Source organism: Corynebacterium appendicis CIP 107643 (assembly GCF_030408415.1).
Taxonomy (GTDB): domain Bacteria; phylum Actinomycetota; class Actinomycetes; order Mycobacteriales; family Mycobacteriaceae; genus Corynebacterium; species Corynebacterium appendicis.
Window position 1 is genome coordinate 1483525 of record NZ_CP046976.1, and the last position, 20499, is coordinate 1504023.

A 20499-nucleotide genomic window follows, 5' to 3' on the forward strand; every position below is an offset into this window, starting at 1 on the left:
ATGCATTTCGACTACATCATCATCGGCTCCGGCTCCGGAAACTCCTTCCCCACCCCGGAATTCGACGACGCGTCAATCGCCATCGTGGACGAAGCACCCCGCTTCGGCGGCACCTGTCTCAACTCCGGGTGCATCCCGACGAAAATGTACGTCGTCGCCGCGGACACCGCGCACGCCGCCGCGGATTCCGAACGCCTGGGCATCCGCACCTCATTCGAGGGCGCCGACTGGCCCGCCATCGTCGACCGCGTCTTCGCGCACCGCATCGACCTCATCTCCCGCGGCGGCGAGGAATACCGCCGCGGCTCCGAGTCTCCTAACGTCACGCTTTTCCGTGACCACGCTTCTTTCACCGGGCCCAAGACTCTGCGCACGACCCTCGACGGCGAGGATGTGGAGATCACCGGCGACACCATCATCATCGCCGCCGGCTCCCGGCCGTTCATTCCGGCGGTCATCGCTGAATCCGGTGTCCCCTACCTCACCAATGAGGACGTCATGCGCCTACCCGCGCAGCCCGAGTCCATCACGATTCTCGGCGGCGGCTTCGTCGCGATGGAATTCGCCCACGTCTTCGAGTCGTTGGGCACCCACGTGCGCATCGTGAACCGCTCCCCGCTCATGCGCCACCTCGACGCCGACGTCCACGACCGCTTCAACGCCCTTGTCGCACCACGCTACGAAACGCACATCGGGCGCACAGTTTCCAGCGCCAGCCACGACAACAACAGCGTCACGCTCACGCTTGACGACGGCACCTCCGTCACCTCGTCTGCCCTCCTCGTCGCCACCGGGCGTGTCCCCAACGGCGACCGGATGAACCTGGCCGCCGCTGGCGTGGACATGCACGACAACGGCCGCATCGTCGTCGACGATTACGGCCGCACCACTGCCGACGGTGTCTGGGCGCTCGGAGACGTCTCGTCTCCCCACATGCTCAAGCATGTCGCCAACGCTGAGCTGCGCGCCGTGCGGCACAACATCCTCAACCCGTCGGACATGGTGCCGATGCCTCACGAACACGTCCCCTCCGCCGTGTTCACCTACCCGCAGCTCGCGACGGTCGGCATGACCGAAGCCCAAGCCCGCGATGCCGGATTTGATGTGACCACCAAGATCCAGAATTACGGCGACGTCGCCTACGGCTGGGCCCTTGAGGACGAGGGCAGCGTAGTGAAACTCGTCGCCGATAAAAAGACTGCCCGGCTGCTCGGGGCCCATTACATGGGCCCGCAAGCATCCTCCCTGATCCAGCAGCTCATCACCGTCATGGCATTCGACCTAGATCTGCGCGACGTCGCCCGTCGCCAGTACTGGATCCACCCCGCGCTCGCCGAAGTCACCGAGAACGCCATCCTCGGCCTCGACCTTGAATTCCCTGAGACGTAGCCCCTAAAGGGGGGGCACTAAAAATCAATCTCAGAAATTTGTCCTGCAGTTTCTTGGTACTTCACACCGAAACAAACTGATACTGCGCAAATTAACCTGTGCAAAAGCGCACAGCACTCTGAGGTCCGCTATAGTGCCATCTGGTAAACGGGCGATGTTTCGCTGCATCTGATTCTCTATGCCCGTTGCCTCAGTCCTCAGAACCAAGTGAAAAGGATTCGTGATATGCGTACCTTCCGCAACGCAGCTCTCGCCGGTGCCACCGCACTGGCGTTGACCTTCGGTGGCACTGCCGTCGCAGGTGCCGAAGAAAACCAGCCCGTCACCGGACAGGAGACTCAAGGGGAATCCGGTAGCGAGCAGAACCTGGGCGGTGACAAACCGCGCAGCTCCTCCACCCGCGCTTTCGCGCTCATCGGTGGCGATCACAGCGACCGCGACACCTACATGGTCAACGGCCGTGACCTGTTCGGCCTCACCAAGGAGTGGGATAATGTCGGCACCCCGGCAAAGGTGCTCTACGGACTCACCGTCGCCCTCGGCTCTGTTGCAGCTTTCGGCCTGATTCTCGCACCGCTCGACAACTTCATCAAGTACGGCCCGTTCGCCCAGTAATTGCGAAACTAAGCCGGTAACCTTCAAACAGCAAAGTAAGGAAACATCATGCGCAAGTTCCGCAACGCAGCTCTCGCTGCAGTCACCGCCTCCGCCGTTGCTTTCGGCGGCACCGCCGTCGCTACCGCTGATACGCAGCCGGACGAGTCCCGTGGATACTTCACCTCCGGCTCGAGCCAGGACGGCGATACCCCCATCAAGGACCTGATCGGAGCGATCGGCAAGGGGCCCGGCCTTGGGGGCGTTGGCGACAAAACCGACGCTGACACAGAAGCCGACCTTCGTGACGCTTTTGGCGATGAGACCTACGACGAAAACCTGCCTCAGTGGATGCGCCTCTGGCGCGATAGCATCGACTGGTTCGCCCTCGGTACCATCGTCGCGGGCGTCGTCGGTGCTGCCAACTGGGCTCTCTACAACGGTTACCTGCCGCAGATCGACTGGAAGACCATGACCCTCAAGTAAGGGCACGGTTTTCAGCCGTTCGAGCTGCTAACTGCTACAAAAAGGCCGCCTTCGGACGGTCTTTTTCTTGCACGTTTGCTGCTACCTCCTCTCCTACCCCTGCGTTGTTTACTTCAGTAGACATACCCTTTCGCAGCGCATACGGCAGTGTCTAGGTTGAAAACCATGAACCAATTCACCGCCGTGCTCGGGTCGCTGAAGGCCCCGCTCGACGGTGAAGAAGTGGGAGACCATCCACACCGTATACCTGGCCCCCACAAAGTGGACCCGCCAGCAGAGGCACGCTGCGCACGCCGCGCGGGCGGCGGGATTCACGGCGGATCAGCTGTGGGTCATCGAGTCGCGCATTAAGCACATTGCGGACGAGCGCGAGAAATGGCGACTGCGCTTGCAGCTGCTCGGCGTGACAGGACGGTGCGAGACGCTGAAGCGCAAGGCGAAAGAGATCGTCCCCGCCAAGGAGAAGCCGACACCGCGGAAGACAATGGGCTTCGGCAAAACACGCGACGGCATGCGCCCGCTCAACGCGATGGGCGCCGAGGAGGACATGGCGGCGCTCGAGTTCGCGCTGCGGAAGAACATCGCGTCGGACGCGCCCGCGGGCCCGCAGATGTTCGAAGCTCTCATGGGCATGCTGGGCTTGCGGCCCGATAGCGTGCCGGCGACCGCGACGCCGTCCGCCACGCCGGCTGTGCCGCGTCCGCTCGTCGTGATCCCGGTGCCGGATTACATCGAGATCATCAAGGGCGGCGGCGACGAGACTCTCCTCGGTCTCACCGACGGCACGACGATCACGGGAGCGGACTACCTGGCCAAACACTACGGCAAGGACCTCGAGGTGGCTCTGTTCCACCCGCAGGAAGGTGCCGTCAACCTGTACCGCACGAGCCGTTTCGCGAACCAGAAACAGCGCGACCTCGCCCGAGCATGCTTGACGACGTGCCCCGTCCCCGACTGCCGCCATGCCTCCGACAACTGCGAAGTCCACCACATCACCGCGTGGTCGAGGGGCGGCCAGACGAATATGGCGAATCTGGCGCCATTGTGCAGGTACCACAACCGCACGAACGACGACGACCCGAAGCGTCGCAATCGCGGGAGCATCGTGAATATCAGGGGCAGACCGATGTGGAAGTCCCCGCGGGGATACTCGGTGACCAATGAGGTTCACCCGTTCGGCGCGATGAGTCTCCTGTTCGGGGACTAGCGCTCGGAATCCGGGATCGTGAGGATCTCGTTGCCGTCGTTGGTGATGACGATGGTGTGCTCGAACTGCGCGGTGTATTCGCCATCGCGGTTCTGGACGGTCCAGCCGTCGTCCCAGATGTCGTATTCGAGCCCGCCGAGGTTGATCATGGGCTCGATGGTGAGCGTCATGCCGGGCTCGAGGACGTCGGTGTAGGCGTCGGAATCGTAATGCAGGACGACGAGCCCGTTGTGGAAGGTCGTGCCCACGCCGTGTCCGGTGAAGTCGGTGACGACGTTGTAGCCGAAACGCTTCGCGTACGACTCGATCACGCGACCGATCACGTTGATCTGGCGGCCGGGCTTGGCCGCGCGAATGCCGCGCATGGTGGCTTCCTTGGTGCGCTCGACAAGCAGTCGGTGCTCCTCGGAAACATCCCCGGCGAGGAAAGTGGCGTTGGTGTCGCCGTGGACGCCGTTCTTGTAGGCCGTGACGTCGATATTGCAGATGTCTCCGTCTTTGATGACGGTGGTGTCGGGGATTCCGTGGCAGACGATCTCGTTGAGCGAGGTGCAGCAGGACTTCTCGAAGCCTCGGTACCCGAGGGTCGACGGGTAGGCGCCGTGGTCGAGCATGTATTCGTGGGCGATGCGGTCGATCTCGTCGGTGGTCACGCCGGGAGCGACAGCGGCGCCGGCAGCCTCAAGGGCATTCGCGGCGATCCGGGATGCCTCGCGCATCTTCTCGATCGTCTCCGCCGTCTGGATCACCGGCTCCCCGACGTTTTCCTGGACCTCGTCCTTCCACGCGTATTCGGGGCGCTCGATGCTATCGGGCACGGTGCGAATCGGGGTGGGCTTTCCGGGGGTCAGTTTTCCGCGAGTGTTCATGCGGACCATGCTAGTCCCCGGCTGTTGGCCGCATGATTCGGCTCCGTCCTACTGCTGCGGCTGCGGTTACGGCTTCGGCGCGCCCGCCTCGTCGATATTGCGCAGCATCGCGTCGGTGACGGAGACTGCGGCCTCGGATCCGCCGCCCATGACGATGAGCGTGGCGAAGGCGATGTCGTCGTCGCGGTAGCCGGTGAACCAGGAGTGGGAGCCGCCGTTGATCTCGGCCTCGCCGGTCTTGCCGCGGATATCGCCGCCGGCGGTCATGCCGGCCGCGGTGCCACCGGGGCTAGTGACGGCTTTCATCATGCCACGCAGCTGGTCGATTGCGGCAGGGTCGGGCGCGGAGATCTCCTCGCTGGGTTTCGTGTCGCGTCCGGAGATCAGGTACGGCATCGGGGTGGAGCCGTGGGCGGCGGTGGCAGACACCAGCGCCATGCCGAACGGGCTCGCCAGGTCCAGGCCCTGTCCGTAGCCGGCTTCGGTACGGTCGAGCGGCTCCTCGCCGTCGGGAATCGATCCGGTCAAAGAATCCAGCCCGGCGATCTCGTAGTCGACGCCCAGGCCGAATTGCTTTCCGACGCTCTTCAGCTCCCCCGGCGCCAGCTTCGTCGAGATGTCGGCGAACGTCGTGTTGCACGAACGCGCGAACGCTGTCTCCAACGGGACGCTGCCCATCCCGAAGCCCGCGTAGTTCGTCACCGTGCGCCCGTAGATGTCCATGGTTCCCGGACACGGCACGATGGAGTCGGACACAAGGCCTTGCTTTTCGACGCCCGCCAGCGCCGTCACGATCTTGAACGTCGACCCCGGCGGGTACTGCCCCATCATGGCGGTGTTGCCGTCTTCGTCGGCGGCCTTGGTCTGCGCGACGGCGAGGATCTCCCCGGTGGACGGCCGGATCGCCACGATCATAGCTTTCTGCCCGTTGATGGGCTCAAGGGCTTTTTCTGCGGCGGTCTGCACCTTGTGCGACAGGCTGACACTGATCGACGGAGACGGCGAGGCGTCGTGGCGCTCGATGTCCTCGAGCTCGTTGCTGTTCTCGTTGACGATCGCGATCTTCCAGCCGGCGTCGCCTTCAAGGTCGGTGCGGACTTCCTCGCCGATGCGCGCCATCATGTCTGGTGCGAAATGCGGGTCGTCGGCGACCATCGAGGCTTCCTCATTCAACCGCACACCCTGCAGGCCGCCGAGCGCACCCTCGACCGATTCGCGGGCTCCCTGGGGAATCATAGCGACGGAGAAGACGCCGGTGGCGTCGTCAAGCTGCTTCTCGAGCTCGTCCGCATCGCGCGTGGGCACAGCCGGATCCTGCTCGTGCGCCGTACCCAACGCCTGCGAAATCGCGGCGGACGTGTTCGCTGTCTCCCCCACCGCATTCGTGTCCACGAGCAGACGGTAGGCAACGCCCGGGCTCAGCAGCGCCACACCGTCCGACGACACCACGCTCGCCTGGTCCGCCGGCACCGTCCGCAGCTCCAGGTGCTGGTTCGCGCCCAGTCGCGGATGCAGGATGGACGGCTGCCAGCGCACCGTCCAATCCTCGTTCTGCTGCGTCAGGGTCATCGACGCGTCGTAGCGCACGTGGCGGTCGCGCGGCAGCGCCCAGTCCAGTGTGTAGTGCGCGGTGGCCAGGTTCTCCTGCTGGTCCACCGCATTCAGTGTCGCGGTGACCCCCTCCGCCTGCAGACCGCCGACGGAGGACGACAGGGAATCGGTAGCTTTGGAAGGGTCGTCGATAAGCGTGCCGATGTGCTCGTAGTCGAAGCGCGTCAACGCCTCCAAGAAGTCTTGCGCGACGGGCTCCGCGGGATTCGGCTTCGGCGTGCACGCGACCGCGCCCAACGCGATAGAAAGGACCGCAAGCAGCGCCGAAAGCCGAGTTTTCATGGGCGTAAAAATAGCAGCGCCGACATGCTTATCGACGCTGCCACTCGCAGAACGCGCTCGTTCTACTTTGTAACCTTGACCTCCGCGCGGGCACCCTCGATCTCCTCGAGGCCCTCTTCTTCCGCGATGCGCTCCGCATGCGCGATGAGTGTCTCCACGATCTTCGACTCCGGAACAGTCTCCACGACCTCGCCCTTGACGAAGATCTGGCCCTTACCGTTGCCCGACGCCACGCCGAGGTCCGCGTCTCGCGCCTCGCCCGGGCCGTTGACGACGCAGCCCATGACCGCGACGCGCAGCGGGTACTCCATGCCCTCGAGGCCGGCGGTGACCTCCTCGGCGAGCTTGTACACGTCCACCTGCGCGCGGCCGCACGACGGGCAGGAGACGATCTCCAGCTTGCGCGGGCGCAGATTAAGCGACTGGAGGATCTGGTCGCCGACCTTGATCTCCTCCACCGGGTCCGCGGACAGGGACACGCGGATCGTGTCGCCGATGCCCTCGGACAGCAGCGCGCCGAACGCGACCGACGACTTGATCGTGCCCATGAACTTCGGGCCCGCCTCCGTCACGCCGAGGTGCAGCGGGTAATCCGTCTTCTCCGCGAGCTGGCGGTACGCCTCGACCATGAGGACCGGGTCGGAGTGCTTCACCGAGATCGCGATGTCGCCGAAGCCGTGCTCCTCGAACAGGCCGGCCTCCCAGATCGCGGATTCGACGAGCGCTTCCGGGGTGGCCTTGCCGTACTTCTCCAGCAGGCGCTTATCCAGCGAGCCGCCGTTGACGCCGATACGGATCGGAATGCCGGCGTCGCCGGCGGCCTTCGCGACTTCCTTGACGCGGCCGTCGAACTCCTTGATGTTGCCGGGGTTGACGCGCACGGCGGCGCAGCCGGCGTCGATCGCCGCGAAGATGTATTTCGGCTGGAAGTGGATGTCCGCGATGACCGGGATCGGCGACTTCTGCGCGATCGCCGGAAGGGCCTCCGCGTCCACCGTCTTCGGGCACGCGACACGCACAATATCGCAGCCCGACGCCGTCAGCTGCGCGATCTGCTGCAGCGTGGCGTTGATGTCGTGCGTCTTCGTCGTGGTCATCGACTGCACGGAGATCGGGTGATCGGACCCCACCCCCACGTCACCGACGAAAAGCTGGCGGGTTGTGCGGCGCGGCGCGAGCGTCGGCGGCGGCCCTTCGGGAATGCCCAAACCGATAGGTTGATTCATGCCCCCAAGATTAACACCGCACGCAAGCGCTTATCGACGGCCACCGCCGTCGCCCCTACCCGAACAGCCGCACCGGGTTGGTCACATCGGCGATCATCACGAGCACACCGACCCCGAGCAGGAGCGCCGCCATGGAGTAGGTCAGCGGCATGAGTTTCTCGTAATTGACCGGTTCGCCGGGCGGCAGCCCGCGCAGGCGGCGGATGCGGTCGCGGACGGCCTCGTAGAGGACGACGGCGATGTGGCCGCCGTCGAGAGGCGGAAGCGGCACGAGGTTGAACAGCGCCAAGAAGAAATTCAGCGACGCGAGCAGCGAGAAGAAGACCGCCCACTGGTTCTGTTCCACGAGCTCGCCGCCGGCACGCGACGCTCCGACTACGCTGATCGGCCCTTCCACGTCGCGCTCCCCACCGAAGATCGCCGAGACCACGCCCGGGATCTTGCCCGGGAACGCGATGAGGCCCTTCACGCTCGCCGTGATCATCTCTCCCGACAACCGGCCCGCCGCCGGGCCGGCCTCGAGGGGACCGAAGCGCTTCATTGCGTCAGCCACCGGCGCATTGCCCATGCCGACCGCGCCCGCCGTGAACGGCTGCCCCTCGGCGTCGAGGCGCACGACCTCGTCGAGCTGGACAGGAATGTCGAGGCGGGTGCTGTCCTCTGCGTCCGCATCTGCTGCTCCCGCGTCGCCCTCTGCGCCAACGCCAGCGCTGCCCGCGCCGCCGCTGCGGCGCTCGATGCCGAGCACGATCGTCTCTCCGGGGCGCTCCATCACGTAGTCGCGCAGCTCCACAAAGGACGCAAGCTCTTCACCATCGACGGTCAGGATGCGGTCGCCGGTGCGGACGCCGGCGGCAGCGGCGGGGCCGTCGCCGGTGCAGTCGGCAAGCGAGGTCTCATCCACCTGGTCGGAGGTGCACGTCAGCTCGCCCACGGTCGGCGTGCGGTCGGCGTACGGATTCGGGATCCCGGACGACACAGCGAGCAGGTAGATCACCATGAAGCCGAGCAGAAGGTTCATCACGATGCCGCCGCTCATCACCGCCACTCGCTGCCACCACGGCTTGCGGTACATCGCCCGCGGTTCCTCTTCCGGCGTCAGCGGATCCATTGCGGTCATGCCCGCGATGTCGCAGAACCCGCCAAACGGAAGCGCCGCAATGCCATATTCGGTCTCTCCTCGCTTCACCGACGCCACGGTCGGCCCGAAGCCCAGGAAGAACCGCCGCACCCGCATCCCGAAGGCCTTGGCAGTGAGCATGTGGCCCGCCTCGTGCAGTGCGATCGACAGTGCGATGCACAGCGCGAACAGCACAATGCCGAAGACGAATGCGGGCATGGGTGGGGGCTTTCTGGGTTAGGAGGTGGCGTCGATAAGCAAATTGGCGTGGCGGCGCGCCCGCGTTTCCACCTCGACGATTTCGTCGAACGTCGACGGTACCACCGCGTAACCCGACGCTGAATCGAGCACATCGGCGACGATGTCGACGATCTGCGGGAAGTGAATCCGGCCCGCCAGGAATGCCGCCGCAGCCTCCTCGTTCGCCGCGTTGTACACCGCCGGGAACGTCCCGCGCGCCGCCGCGACCTCGCGCGCGAGGCGCACCGCGGAAAAGACCGACTCGTCGAGCGGCTCGAAGCGCCAGTCAGAAGCGTTGCGGAAATCCAGCGCCGGCTGCGCGCCCGCCACGCGCCCGGGCCACGCGAGCGCATGCGCGATCGGCATCTTCATCGACGGCGGCGAGGCCTGCGCGATCGTGGCGCCGTCGGTGAACGTCACCATCGAGTGCACGATCGACTGCGGGTGCACCACTACATCAATAATGTCCGGGGAAATGCCAAACAGTAGGGTCGCCTCGATGAGCTCGAGGCCCTTGTTCACCATCGTCGCGGAGTTGAGCGTGTTCATCTGCCCCATCGACCACGTCGGGTGCGCAGCGGCCTGTTCGGGCGTGACGTCCCACATTTGCTCGCGCGTCCAGCCGCGGAACGGCCCGCCGGAAGCGGTGAGCACGTACCGGTCGACATCGTCGGCGCGACCCGCACGCAGGCATTGCGCCATTGCGGAGTGCTCGGAATCGACGGGCACGATCTCGCCGCCTTTCGCGGTGACGAGGTCGCCGCCCGCAACCAACGATTCCTTGTTCGCGAGGGCGAGAACGGCGCCGCGATCCAGTGTGGCCAGCGTCGACGCCAGGCCCAGAGAGCCCACGAGCGCGTTGAGCACCACGTCCGCATCAATGTCGCGCACGAGCTCCTCCGCCGCGTGCTCACCCGCGCGCACAGGCTCGCCGAGAGCTTCCGCGACGACATCAGCGGCACTTCGCTTAGCGACGCCCACCTGATCCCCCTTCAGCCCCCACCTCTCCGCTTGAGCGATGACGGCCTGCGGGTCCGACCCTCCGGCGGCGATACCGACGACCTCGAACTGCCCGGGCGCCGCGTCGATCACCTCCAGCGCCTGCGTGCCGATCGACCCGGTGGACCCCAAAATGAGAACTTTTCGCACCGCTCTATTCTCACACACCGCGTGTGGTCTTCGTCCCGGCGCCGCCAGCACCTGAGTGCGGTGGCTGTAGCCCCGGGGTCAAACGAACGTTTGCCGGCAGCCGACTTTCGGGGGGATGAATCGCGGCGCGCGGAACGGGTGTGCCAATATAATGGGCAAGAACTGATTTCACGCAAGGAGTGTGCTGTGAGCGCTAAGGACGATGCACCCCAGGTGTACAACGGTGTTTCCGAGGCCGATGTCCCGTCGGCGAAGCTCGGTTGGAGCGAGCTGACGCCGAAGACCATTCAGATTGCCGGCTGGATTTCTGTGCTGTTCCTGCTTGGCTACAACTTCGGTAACCACCGCGGCCACGTCGAGACGATCTGGCTGCTGTCTATCGCAGCTTTGATCGCCATCGGCCTGATCCTGTTCGCGCTGCGTCCGGAGCTGTCCCAGGTGCGCACCCTGACCGCGCACAACAAGCCGGAAGGCCACGTCGAGCCGAACTGGACTTATGAGCAGCACACGCTGACCGGCCGCTACGCAGAGCTGTCCGACAGCCAACTGCGCGCCCTCAACATCGACCCGGCCACAGTGCACACCGCACGCGGCGCACACGAGCTGCAGGGCGCCCACGCTGCCCCGGCACACGCTGCGCAGACCCACGCCGACCACCTCTCTCACGGCGAGGACATCGCCGCACCGGAAATCCCGAACGTGCGGGAGACCCTTCGGGTGGAAGAGGATCGGCGCTAAAAGGCAACGTCGATAAGCGGAAAGCTCCGGGGACCAACTGGTCGCCCGGAGCTTTTGCTATGCGCCCGCTTGTTTCTCGTCGGCCGCGAGCTGGCCGCACGCCGCCGCGATCTCCTGGCCCTTCGTGTCGCGCACCGTGCAGGTGACACCCTGGGCGATGACGCGGCGGACGAACTCGTCCTGGCGCTCGCGCGGCGAGGCGTCCCACTTCGAGCCCGGCGTCGGATTGAGCGGGATCAGGTTGACGTGGACGAGGGGGCCGAGTGCGTCGTGAAGCTTGCGGCCCAGCATGTCCGCGCGGAAATCGTGGTCGTTGATGTCGCGGATGAGCGCGTACTCGATCGACACGCGGCGGCCCGTTTGGTCCGCGTAATAGCGCGCGGACGTGAGGACGTCCTCCACGCTGAAGCGGTTGTTCATGGGCACGAGGCTGTCGCGCAACTCGTCGTCCGGCGTGTGGAGGGACACCGCGAGGGTGACGTTGAGCCCCTCATCCGCGAGCTTGCGGATCGCGGGGGCGAGCCCGACCGTGGAGACCGTGACGTTGCGCTGCGAAATGCCGAAACCTTGCGGCGCTGGCGAAACGATTTGGCGCACTGCGGACACGACGCGCTTGTAGTTCGCCAGCGGCTCGCCCATGCCCATGAAGACGACGTTGGTCAGGCGGCCGCCTTCAGCCTCCATCATCGCGGCGGCCTCGCGGACCTGGTCGACGATCTCCGCCGTGGACAAGTTACGGTCCAGACCGCCCTGACCCGTGGCACAGAACGGGCACGCCATGCCGCAGCCGGCCTGCGACGAGATGCACAGGGTCGCGCGGCCCGGATAGCGCATTAGGACCGACTCGAGCAGGATGCCGTCGTGCAGGCGCCACAGTGTCTTGGTGGTGTCGCCCTCGTCGGTCTCGACGGTGCGCACCGGGGTGAGCAGGCGCGGGAAGAGCGCGTCCTTGACGGCTTGGCGTTGCGCGGCCGGCAAATCCGTCATCGTCGACGGGTCGGCCTCGAAGCGCCCGTAATAGTGGCGGGCGATCTGGTCGGCGCGGAACTTGGGCAGGCCGAGGTCGGCGAGGGCGTCGATACGCTCCTGCGCATTCAGGTCGGCGAAGTGCTTCGGCGGCATCCCGCGCTTCGGCGAGATCAACTGGATTGTGGGAACATCACTCATGGCGTGCCCCATTCTGGCACGTCGAAGCGCCGTTTTCTAATTCCTGTGTCCGCCGCGGCTACAGGACCACGACGTTCATCAGCAGCCAGGTGGCTGCGGCGGCGGGAAGAATGCCGTCGATGCGGTCCATCAGGCCGCCGTGGCCCGGCAACAACCCCGACATGTCTTTGAGGCCGAGCTCGCGCTTGAACTGGCTTTCCACGAGGTCGCCAAGCGTTGCGCACACGACGATGCCGAGGCCGAAGACGAGACCCGCCCACCACTCGCTGTCGAGCAGGTAGATGCCGCTGAGCACGCCCGCGACCGCGCCGAATGCCACCGATCCCGCGAAGCCCTCCCACGATTTCTTCGGGCTGACCGCCGGCGCCATCGGGTGGGAGCCGAACAGAACGCCGATGACGTACCCTCCCACGTCGGAGGCGACGACGCACAAAATGAACGTGACGATGAAATAGCTGCCCGTCACGTGCCCCGTCTCGAGACGCGAAATCATCGCGGCGAACGAGCCGAACAGGCCGATCCACACGAGAATGAAGATGCTCACCGCTGTATCGCGCAGATAGTTGCGCGGCGGGGTGTGGCGGCCGTGGAAGAACAGGCGCGCGAACATTATCGTCAGCGAGCTGATCGTGAACGTGGCCAGCAGCCCGGGGTAGCTGAATTGCCACGTCGAGATGATCATGCATAGCCCGAGCACGATCACGACGAAGCGGTAGACGCCGTAACCGTTCTCGCGCAGGCGGGTGAGCACCTCCCACATGCCCAGCGCGGCGGCGGCGCACACGACCGGGTACCACATGACGGGCCCGACGTAGGTAGCCACCAGTACGAGGGCGGCGAGTGCGACTCCCACGGCAATCGCGGCGGACAGGTTGCGGCCGGCGGAGTTCTTCGGACGCGGCAGCTGCACACGCCGAGAGTGCACCGCATCGAGCGGTTCGCGGGAGTCGGCCACGGTTTAGACCTCGAGGAGTTCGGCTTCTTTGCGGGAAACCAGCTCGTCAACCTGCTCGACGTACTTGGAGGTGGTCTTGTCCAGTTCCTTTTCGGCTGCGGTGACTTCGTCCTCGCCGGCATCGCCGTCCTTCTGGATCTTCTTCAGCGCGTCCATGCCGGAGCGGCGGACGTTGCGGATGGCGATCTTGCCGTCTTCACCCTTGGCCTTGGCCTGCTTGACTAGGTCGCGGCGGCGCTCCTCGGTGAGCTGCGGGATGGTGACACGGATGACGTTGCCGTCGTCAGTGGGGTTGACGCCGAGGTCGGAGTTGCGGATCGCGTTCTCGATCTCGCCCAGGGTGGACGGATCGAACGGCTTGATCAGCAGCATGCGCGGCTCAGGCACGGACACGGTGGCCATCTGGTTGATGGGGGTGGGAGCACCGTAGAAGTCGGCCATGACGCCGTTGAACATGGCGGGGTTGGCGCGTCCGGTTCGAATCGTGACCAGTTCGTTGCGGGTGTGCTCTACGGAGCTGGTCATGCGCTCCTCGGCGTCGAGAAGTACGTCGTCGATCATCTTGTCATCCTTTCGCTTTGTCTCCATCCAATCTAGCAGCGCGCCGCTTATCGACGAACGCCCCATTCCCCTTTCCCCCTACACTATGAACCACCATGCATCCCGCCTTTAGTTTTCTCCCTACTGAACCGCTGCCGCGCAACAGAGGCGGCCGATTGGGCGGGTGGGTGATTCCCGCGAAAGACACCGCTGACGTTGCCGGGTGGCCGACCTCGTGGGGCAACCCGAGCAGGCGCACGATCGCCGCCGAGACCAGCCCCTTCGTGGAGTGGATGCTGCGTGAAGGTGTTCAAATCAACGGCAAGACTGTCACGTCCGAGCTCGGCGCGACGATTTACGCGGAGCGCCCAGGTGTGCCGGTGTTGTCGTCGCCGGCGTACCCGGGGTGCACGCCAGGCGGGTCGTCGACAGGCGCTGCTGTGGTTGTGGCGGAGGGGCTGCACCGCGCCGCGCACGGCAGCGACGCGGGCGGTTCGCTGCGTGTGCCCGCCGCCGCGTGCGAGGTCGTGGGCTTCAAGCCGGCGGGCCGTCCGGTGTCGGGGTCGGTGGACGGTTTCATCACGGCGTCTGTTGCCGACCAGATCGAGCTGTGGGGTACTCGGCCGCGCGGTCTCGAGGGGCTCACCGTCGGTGTGCTCACGCAGCCGCTGTTCACGCCGAATGCGCGGGTGGCAGCCGATCGCGCCGCTGTCGTCGAGCAGGCCGCGGCGGCCGTGTCGGACGTGTGCGAGGTCCTGGAGATCGCTCCCTACCCCGCTGCGACCGAGACGTACAGGCATTTCTCGGCGCGCATCAAGCAGGCATTCGCCAAGGCGGATCCGAAAGACAGCGCGTACATCGCATGGCTTCGCGACGAGGGCCGCTCCGTCACCCCCTCCCAGCTCTCCACCGCGCGCCACCACATCGATGCCCTGCCGGAGGTGTTGCGTGCGGAATGGGGCGTCGACGCCGTGATCACCCCGATGATCGCCACCGATCCTCCCCCGCTGGGGTTCTTCCCGTCGCTGCCCCCCGCCGACAGCTTCGAGGCGCAGACCGAGTGGTCGCCGTGGGGGTCGTTGTTCAACTTGACCGGCGCCCCCGCGATCGCTGTGGGGCCGGTGCAGATCGGCGGGGTCTCCGCCGCGGCCGATGACGCGGCAGTGCTCGAGCTCGCCCGCCTGGTCGAGCCCGTCGTTGCGGGGTGGCGGGAAACTAGAGCACCCGGACGATGACAGCGCCCGCGAACACGAGCAGCAGCCCCAGTAGGCGAACCGGCTGAAGCACCGACCGTGGCGAACCGAAGAGCCCGAATCGTTCAATCGCCTGGCCCGCGATGATGGTTCCGGCCAAGATGCCGATCACCGTGGCGCCGGTGCCGATCAACGGGGACAGTGTCGCCGCGCCGATCACGAAGATCGCGCCGAACACTCCGCCAAGCCACATCCACCACGGCCCGCGCTCGATGCCGGAAAGCAGAGCCTTGCGCGAATTAGTGAAGCCGATGCTGAGCAGGAACAGCAGGATCACGCCCACGCCGAGATTCACAGACCCAGCCTGGATGGAACTGCCCAGCACCTCGCCCAGGTAGCCGTTCGCGGCGGTCTGGGATGCCGAGCACATGCCCATGAACACGCCGAATGCCCGCCACGCCCACGCGGAGGCGGGGGCTTCACCAGCATGAGTGGAACGCGGGGCGCGTCCCACCACGTGCACGAGAACAATGCCTGCCACGACGACGAGGGCGCCCATGACCCGCAGCAGCCCGACATCGGTCTGCACCGCCCCGAAGAGACCGAAATTGTCGATCACCAGTGCCATGATCACCTGCCCCAGAATCGGCAGAACGACGGTCTCGACGGCACCGATCTTCGGGAACAGGATCACGTTACCGGTGATGAAGATGACGCCCATCAGGCCGCCGATCCACACCCACCACGGTTCGCCGAAGGCCCGGGTCAGGTCAATTCCGGGACCCGTCGTCGCAGCCAGCACGAGCGCGAGGAGAACTGCGCAGCAAAAAGCCACGAAAAAAGAAATGAACGCCGCGGGAATCGGTGCGCCAATGCTCCTGCGCAGGCGGCTGTTCACAGCAGTCTGCGCGGGGATGACGGCTCCCACGGCCATAGCGGCAGCAGTCAGCATGGGGGAGAATCTACCCTGCTACTCGACGAGCGTGCCGATCTGCTCCCCCGCCACCGCACGCGCGATATTGCCCTCCTTGAGGAGGTTGAACACGAGGATCGGCATCTTATTGTCCATGCACAAGCTGAACGCGGTGGCGTCGGCGACCTTGAGCCCCTTTTCGATCGCCTCGCGAGGGCTGATCTCACTGTAGAGCTCCGCATCCGGGTTGGTGCGGGGATCGTCGGAGTACACGCCGTCGACAGCCTTAGCCATGAGCAGTACCTCGCACCCGATCTCCAGGGCACGCTGTGCGGCCGTGGTGTCGGTGGAGAAATACGGCATGCCCATGCCGGCACCGAAGATGACCACACGCCCCTTCTCCAGGTGGCGGGCGGCGCGCAGCGGCAGGTACGGCTCCGCGATCTGCGCCATGTTGATGGCGGTCTGGACACGGCAATCGATGCCCAGCTGCTGCAGAAAGTCCTGGAGAGCGAGGCAGTTCATCACGGTGCCGAGCATGCCCATGTAGTCGGAGCGCGCGCGGTCCATGCCGCGCTGCGACAGCTGGGCGCCGCGGAAGAAATTGCCGCCGCCGATCACAACGGCAACCTCGGTGCCCTGGCTCGCGACCTCGGCGATCTGCTTCGCCACGTTCTCCACCACGTCCGGGTCGATGCCGACATTGCCACCGCCAAACATCTCGCCACCCAGCTTCAACATGATGCGCTTGTACCCGCGGCGGGCCGAAGAATCCGTGCCGCCGCCGGAACCCCCGACGCTGCCCGCTGCGTTGTCTGCTCCGTTATCAGCCGCTGTACCAGCACTGCTCTCAGTCACCGAAAACTCCTTCACGTGGGGGGGCGAAAATCCACCAACCGATAATAGCGTCATCAGGGCAAGGCAAATAAAAAGGATCTCGGCCCCGCCGTCGATAAGCGGCGAAACCGAGATCCCTTGGAAAGCTGACGCTTACTGCTGGCCGACCTCGAAACGGATGAAGTCAGTGACCTCGATGCCGTTTTCCTCGGCGTACTGGCGGACAGTCTTCTTGGAATCCGCAAGCGACGGCTGCTCGAGCAGAGCGACGTCCTTGAAGAAGCCGCCCAGACGGCCCTCGACGATCTTCTCGATCGCAGCCTCCGGCTTGCCCTCGCCGCGGGTGATCTCCTCCTGGACCGCGCGCTCCTTCTCCACGACATCAGCCGGGATGGAGTCCTTGGAGAGGTAACGAGCCTTCATAGCGGCGATCTGCAGCGCGATCTGGTGCGCAGCCTCGGCGCCCTCGCCCGTGTACGCGACGAGCACGCCAACTGCCGGCGGGAGATCCGCGGCCTTCTGGTGCAGGTAAACCTCGACCTGGTCGCCCTCGATGGTGGCGGCGCGGCGCAACTCGAGCTTCTCGCCGATCTTCGCGGACAGAGCCTGCAGAGCCTCAGAAGCGGTCTGGCCCTTGACGTCGGCGTTAGCCAGCTCCTCGGGGGAGTTCGCTTTCACTGCGGCGGCGCCGGCAGCGATGTCGTCGGCAAGCTGCTTGAATTCGTCGTTCTTCGCGACGAAGTCCGTCTCGGAGTTGATCTCCACGATCGTGTTGCCCGACACTGCGACCAGGCCCTCCAGAGCGTTGCGCTCAGCGCGCTTGCCCACGTCCTTCGCACCTTTGATACGCAGGATCTCGACAGCCTTCTCGAAATCGCCGGCCGATTCCTCCAGGGCCTTCTTGCAGTCGAGCATGCCGGAACCGGTGGTCTCACGCAGCTTCTTCACGTCTGCAGCGGTGTAGTTCGCCATAGTTGGGCGACCCTCCTCATTGTGGGACTAAAAGTATGTGTAAAGGTCATCTGACAGCGTAGTGGACTTGCCGCTAAGCGGCATGCCCAGCTGACGTGTCGCACGCGAAACCCCCGCGCCTGAAGCGTCCTTGATGAAGTTAGGACACCTCAGGCGCGGGGGTCGGTGCTAGAAGTCAACGCCGTGTATGGCCCGGGGTTTAGACCGGGTCGACGTCGTTCTTGGCGGAGTCGACGTTGTCGACTGCCTCGGCGGCAGCCTTGTCGGCCGGAGCCTCTGCCTTCTCTGCGGACTCAGCTGCCGGGGTCTCCGGTGCGGAAGCCTTCTCTGCCGGAGCCTCAGCGGCCGGAGCCTCAGCGGCTGCCTGGGTGGCCTCAGCCGGCGCGTCGCCAGCGGCCTCGCGGGCCTTGGCCAGCTGGCGCTCCTCGCGCTGCTGCTTACCAGCAACGACAGCCTCGCCCACAATGTGGGTGAGCAGCTTGACGGAGCGGATCGCGTCGTCGTTGCCCGGGATCGGGTAGTCAACGAGGTCCGGGTCGCAGTTGGTGTCCAGGATCGCAACGACCGGGATGCGCAGCTTCTGAGCCTCGGAGACGGCGATGTGCTCCTTGTTGGTGTCGACGATCCACAGAGCGGACGGGGTCTTCGTCATGTCGGAGATGCCGCCCAGCACACGCTCGAGCTTGGTGCGCTCGCGGGTGAGCATGAGGACTTCCTTCTTGCCGCGGCCTGCATAGCCGTCCTCGGCCGCGTCCATGGCCTGCAGTTCCTTCATGCGGGCGAGACGCTTAGACACGGTCTGGAAGTTGGTCAGCATGCCGCCGAGCCAACGGTGGTTGACGTACGGCATGCCCACGCGGTCGGCCTCTTCCTGGACCGGCTCCTGGGCCTGCTTCTTGGTGCCGACGAACAGGATGGTGCCGCCGTGTGCGACGGTCTCCTTGACGAATTCGTATGCCTCGTCGATGTAGGTCAGCGTCTGCTGCAGGTCGATGATGTAGATGCCGTTACGGTCGGTGAAGATGAAGCGGCGCATCTTCGGGTTCCAACGACGCGTCTGGTGGCCGAAGTGCACACCGGCGTCGAGGAGTTCACGCATGGTTACGACTGCCATGGGAATGTCTCCTTGGGAGTTAAAATTGTTCGGTTTCGTGCAGTTTGTGCGGGTTTTGCCCGCACCCTAGCGACGAGCCACGTCCACGCCTTCCGCGCTGTGCGGGAGGACCGTTGCGGATCGCAGCACCCTGCCACGTCAGTGACCAGGCATTTTCGCCGCGCGTAGTCAGCGCGCCCATGTGGACACACTGCTGGGCACCAAGCTTACATCGTCGCTGGGTGCGCGCCAATTCGTGGCGCGACGCATTGTGCACAACTCGCGGTTATCCACAGGGCATTTCGCTTATCGACGCCCCGTGGTCCCCTCCCACCCCACAATGACCCCATGAACACTTCCCATTCCCCGGTTCGTTTCCATCCATTGCACTCTTTGATCGCGGTCCTGTCCGCTGTCGTTGTTCTCATTCTCACCGCCGGCGCTGTCCCCGCTTTCGCCTACGTCGACCCGACGACCGGTTCGTCGACCGCAACGAATGTGACCCGTCGCGCCGATATCCCGGAGAAGAATTGGTTGCCCGGCCACCGCGGCGTCGACCTGGCGGCGCGGACGGGACAGGACATTTCGTCGTCGGAGGACGGCGTGGTCGCCTACGTCGGTGTCATCGCGGGTGTGCCGGTGGTGTCGGTGGACCACCCGGACGGCATCCGCACGACCTACCAGCCGGTGCACGCCACGGTCAGCGTCGGCGACGAGGTCGCCGAGGGCCAGCCCATCGGCCGGATGGCGCCGCCGAACGGCGACCACGACGGGCTGCACTGGGGCGCGCGGACCGGCAAGGACGCCTACATCAATCCGCTCTCGCTTCTCGACGCTCCGCAGATCCGCCTCAAGCCCCTCCCCTAGCCGCGGCCCGGCCAGTGAGTGTGCTGCCGTGACTAACGTAGCGCTGTAAGCGTGACGCGATTCGTCACGCGCGCGGGTGTGCTTGGTCGTACACGCTTTTGAGCCGCTGCGCGGACACGTGCGTGTAGATCTGCGTCGTCTGCAGCGACGAATGCCCGAGCAACTCTTGGACGACGCGCAGATCGGCTCCCCCTTCGAGCATGTGCGTTGCCGCGCTGTGCCGCAGATCGTGGGGGCTCAATTCGCTGTCGCCGGTGCGCTGCGCGGCGCGCTCGACGACGCGTCGGACCTGGCGCTGGTCGATGCGCCCGCCGCGCGAGCCGAGGAACAGCGCCCCCGAGTCAGCGGTGCTAGCGGAGGCCTCGGAGACCGCGGAGGAGGAGGCAGCGTCCGAGGATGAAGCCGTGGAAGAACGGGAGGCGAGGAGCTCGGGGCGGCGGGAGAGCCAGGCGTCGAGGGACGCCGCTGCGGATTCCCCGAACGGTACGACGCGCTGCTTGTTGCCTTTGCCGGTGACGAGGGCGAGGCGTCGAGAAGCGTCGATGTCGGCGACGTCGAGGCCGGTGAGTTCGGCGACGCGCATGCCCGTGGCGTAGAGGAGCTCGAGCATGGCGCGGTCGCGGGCAGCCTCCGGGGAGGCGGCGTCGGCGTTGATCTCGGCTTCGACGAGCTGCCCGGCGCGCGCTGGGGTGACCACGTCGGGCAGGTGCCTGTTCACCTGCGGCGTGGCCAGGCGGGCGGCGACGTCGGAGTCGAGGTAGCCGCGTTCGTAGGCCCAGGTGGAAAAGGCGCGGGCTGAGGCGGTGCGGCGGGCCATGGTGGAGCGGGCGAGGCCGGAGCGGAGGGAGTCGGCAAGCCAAGCCCGGAGTGTGGGGAGGGTGAAATCCGCGAAGGTCGCGCAGAACGGCACGAGCGTGCGTAAATCGCTGCGGTAGCTCTTCACAGTCGCGGGCGAGCGGCCTTTGACGAGCAGTGCGTGGTCGGCGAAGTCGTCGATCGCCGCTTCGAGCTGGGTGATCTGCTCTGCCACTGCCGCCTGCCTTGGTTGGGT

Annotated in this window: 20 protein-coding genes; 7 read left to right on the forward strand and 13 right to left on the reverse strand. The window is 65.5% G+C overall.

What is annotated here, in order from left to right:
- From mtr to CAPP_RS07310, 4 genes are all read left to right on the forward strand, one after another.
- A complete protein-coding gene (gene mtr / locus CAPP_RS07295) occupies positions 1-1389 on the forward strand; it encodes a mycothione reductase (RefSeq protein ID WP_076598798.1) in 1389 nt (462 codons plus the stop codon).
- Positions 1390-1614: 225 nt separating this feature from the next.
- A complete protein-coding gene (locus CAPP_RS07300) occupies positions 1615-2004 on the forward strand; it encodes a hypothetical protein (RefSeq protein WP_076598797.1) in 390 nt (129 codons plus the stop codon).
- Between the two features lie 48 nt (positions 2005-2052).
- Complete coding sequence (locus tag CAPP_RS07305; protein WP_076598796.1) at positions 2053-2469, forward strand: hypothetical protein; 417 nt, start codon at positions 2053-2055, stop codon at positions 2467-2469.
- A gap of 214 nt (positions 2470-2683) precedes the next feature.
- On the forward strand, positions 2684-3676 hold the full coding sequence (locus CAPP_RS07310; protein ID WP_076598795.1) for an HNH endonuclease signature motif containing protein: 993 nt from the start codon (positions 2684-2686) through the stop codon (positions 3674-3676).
- Here CAPP_RS07310 and map read toward each other — a convergent pair.
- From map to dxr, 5 genes are all read right to left on the reverse strand, one after another.
- Positions 3673-4545 carry a type I methionyl aminopeptidase gene (map, locus tag CAPP_RS07315; protein WP_076598913.1) on the reverse strand — a complete coding sequence of 291 codons (873 nt, stop codon included), beginning with the start codon at positions 4543-4545 and terminating at the stop codon, positions 3673-3675. The genes CAPP_RS07310 and map overlap by 4 nt on opposite strands.
- Positions 4546-4611: 66 nt before the next feature.
- Positions 4612-6438 (reverse strand): penicillin-binding transpeptidase domain-containing protein, encoded by a 1827-nt coding sequence (locus CAPP_RS07320; RefSeq protein WP_076598794.1) that lies wholly within the window; start codon positions 6436-6438, stop codon positions 4612-4614.
- Between the two features lie 62 nt (positions 6439-6500).
- Positions 6501-7664: a flavodoxin-dependent (E)-4-hydroxy-3-methylbut-2-enyl-diphosphate synthase gene (gene ispG / locus CAPP_RS07325; protein ID WP_076598793.1), complete on the reverse strand. Its 1164-nt coding sequence runs from the start codon at positions 7662-7664 to the stop codon at positions 6501-6503.
- A gap of 55 nt (positions 7665-7719) precedes the next feature.
- Positions 7720-9003, reverse strand: a complete 1284-nt coding sequence (locus CAPP_RS07330) for a M50 family metallopeptidase (RefSeq protein ID WP_076598792.1) — start codon at positions 9001-9003, stop codon at positions 7720-7722.
- Positions 9004-9021: 18 nt separating this feature from the next.
- Positions 9022-10173: a 1-deoxy-D-xylulose-5-phosphate reductoisomerase gene (dxr, locus tag CAPP_RS07335; protein WP_084560521.1), complete on the reverse strand. Its 1152-nt coding sequence runs from the start codon at positions 10171-10173 to the stop codon at positions 9022-9024.
- Between the two features lie 186 nt (positions 10174-10359).
- Here dxr and CAPP_RS07340 point away from each other — a divergent pair, with 186 nt between their 5' ends.
- Complete coding sequence (locus CAPP_RS07340) at positions 10360-10911, forward strand: DUF2631 domain-containing protein (RefSeq protein ID WP_084560520.1); 552 nt, start codon at positions 10360-10362, stop codon at positions 10909-10911.
- A gap of 57 nt (positions 10912-10968) precedes the next feature.
- On the opposite strand, the gene rlmN is transcribed toward CAPP_RS07340, so the two are convergent.
- Genes rlmN through frr form a run of 3 tightly spaced genes read right to left on the reverse strand, consistent with a single transcriptional unit; the run spans position 10969 to position 13594 of the window.
- Positions 10969-12078: a dual-specificity RNA methyltransferase RlmN gene (gene rlmN / locus CAPP_RS07345; protein WP_143313844.1), complete on the reverse strand. Its 1110-nt coding sequence runs from the start codon at positions 12076-12078 to the stop codon at positions 10969-10971.
- Positions 12079-12136: 58 nt separating this feature from the next.
- Positions 12137-13033 carry a phosphatidate cytidylyltransferase gene (locus CAPP_RS07350; RefSeq protein ID WP_084560519.1) on the reverse strand — a complete coding sequence of 299 codons (897 nt, stop codon included), beginning with the start codon at positions 13031-13033 and terminating at the stop codon, positions 12137-12139.
- Between the two features lie 3 nt (positions 13034-13036).
- Complete coding sequence (gene frr, locus CAPP_RS07355) at positions 13037-13594, reverse strand: ribosome recycling factor (protein ID WP_076598789.1); 558 nt, start codon at positions 13592-13594, stop codon at positions 13037-13039.
- Positions 13595-13689: 95 nt separating this feature from the next.
- On the opposite strand from frr, the gene CAPP_RS07360 reads away from it, so the two are divergent.
- Positions 13690-14808 (forward strand): amidase family protein, encoded by a 1119-nt coding sequence (locus CAPP_RS07360; protein WP_076598788.1) that lies wholly within the window; start codon positions 13690-13692, stop codon positions 14806-14808.
- On the opposite strand, the gene CAPP_RS07365 is transcribed toward CAPP_RS07360, so the two are convergent.
- The 4 genes from CAPP_RS07365 to rpsB form a co-directional block, all read right to left on the reverse strand.
- Positions 14789-15718: a DMT family transporter gene (locus CAPP_RS07365; protein ID WP_076598787.1), complete on the reverse strand. Its 930-nt coding sequence runs from the start codon at positions 15716-15718 to the stop codon at positions 14789-14791. The two genes, CAPP_RS07360 and CAPP_RS07365, sit on opposite strands and share 20 nt — an antisense overlap.
- 18 nt (positions 15719-15736) lie before the next feature.
- Positions 15737-16420 carry a UMP kinase gene (pyrH, locus tag CAPP_RS07370; RefSeq protein ID WP_076598911.1) on the reverse strand — a complete coding sequence of 228 codons (684 nt, stop codon included), beginning with the start codon at positions 16418-16420 and terminating at the stop codon, positions 15737-15739.
- A 249-nt stretch (positions 16421-16669) separates the two neighbouring features.
- A complete protein-coding gene (gene tsf, locus CAPP_RS07375) occupies positions 16670-17488 on the reverse strand; it encodes a translation elongation factor Ts (protein ID WP_076598786.1) in 819 nt (272 codons plus the stop codon).
- Positions 17489-17687: 199 nt separating this feature from the next.
- On the reverse strand, positions 17688-18602 hold the full coding sequence (gene rpsB, locus CAPP_RS07380) for a 30S ribosomal protein S2 (protein WP_076598785.1): 915 nt from the start codon (positions 18600-18602) through the stop codon (positions 17688-17690).
- Positions 18603-18929: 327 nt separating this feature from the next.
- Between rpsB and CAPP_RS07385 the strand changes: the two genes are divergently transcribed.
- Entirely contained in the window at positions 18930-19448 is a 519-nt protein-coding gene (locus CAPP_RS07385) for a M23 family metallopeptidase (RefSeq protein ID WP_076598784.1), read from the forward strand.
- A 64-nt stretch (positions 19449-19512) separates the two neighbouring features.
- On the opposite strand, the gene CAPP_RS07390 is transcribed toward CAPP_RS07385, so the two are convergent.
- On the reverse strand, positions 19513-20478 hold the full coding sequence (locus tag CAPP_RS07390) for a tyrosine recombinase XerC (protein WP_234958757.1): 966 nt from the start codon (positions 20476-20478) through the stop codon (positions 19513-19515).
- Positions 20479-20499: the final 21 nt, after the last annotated feature.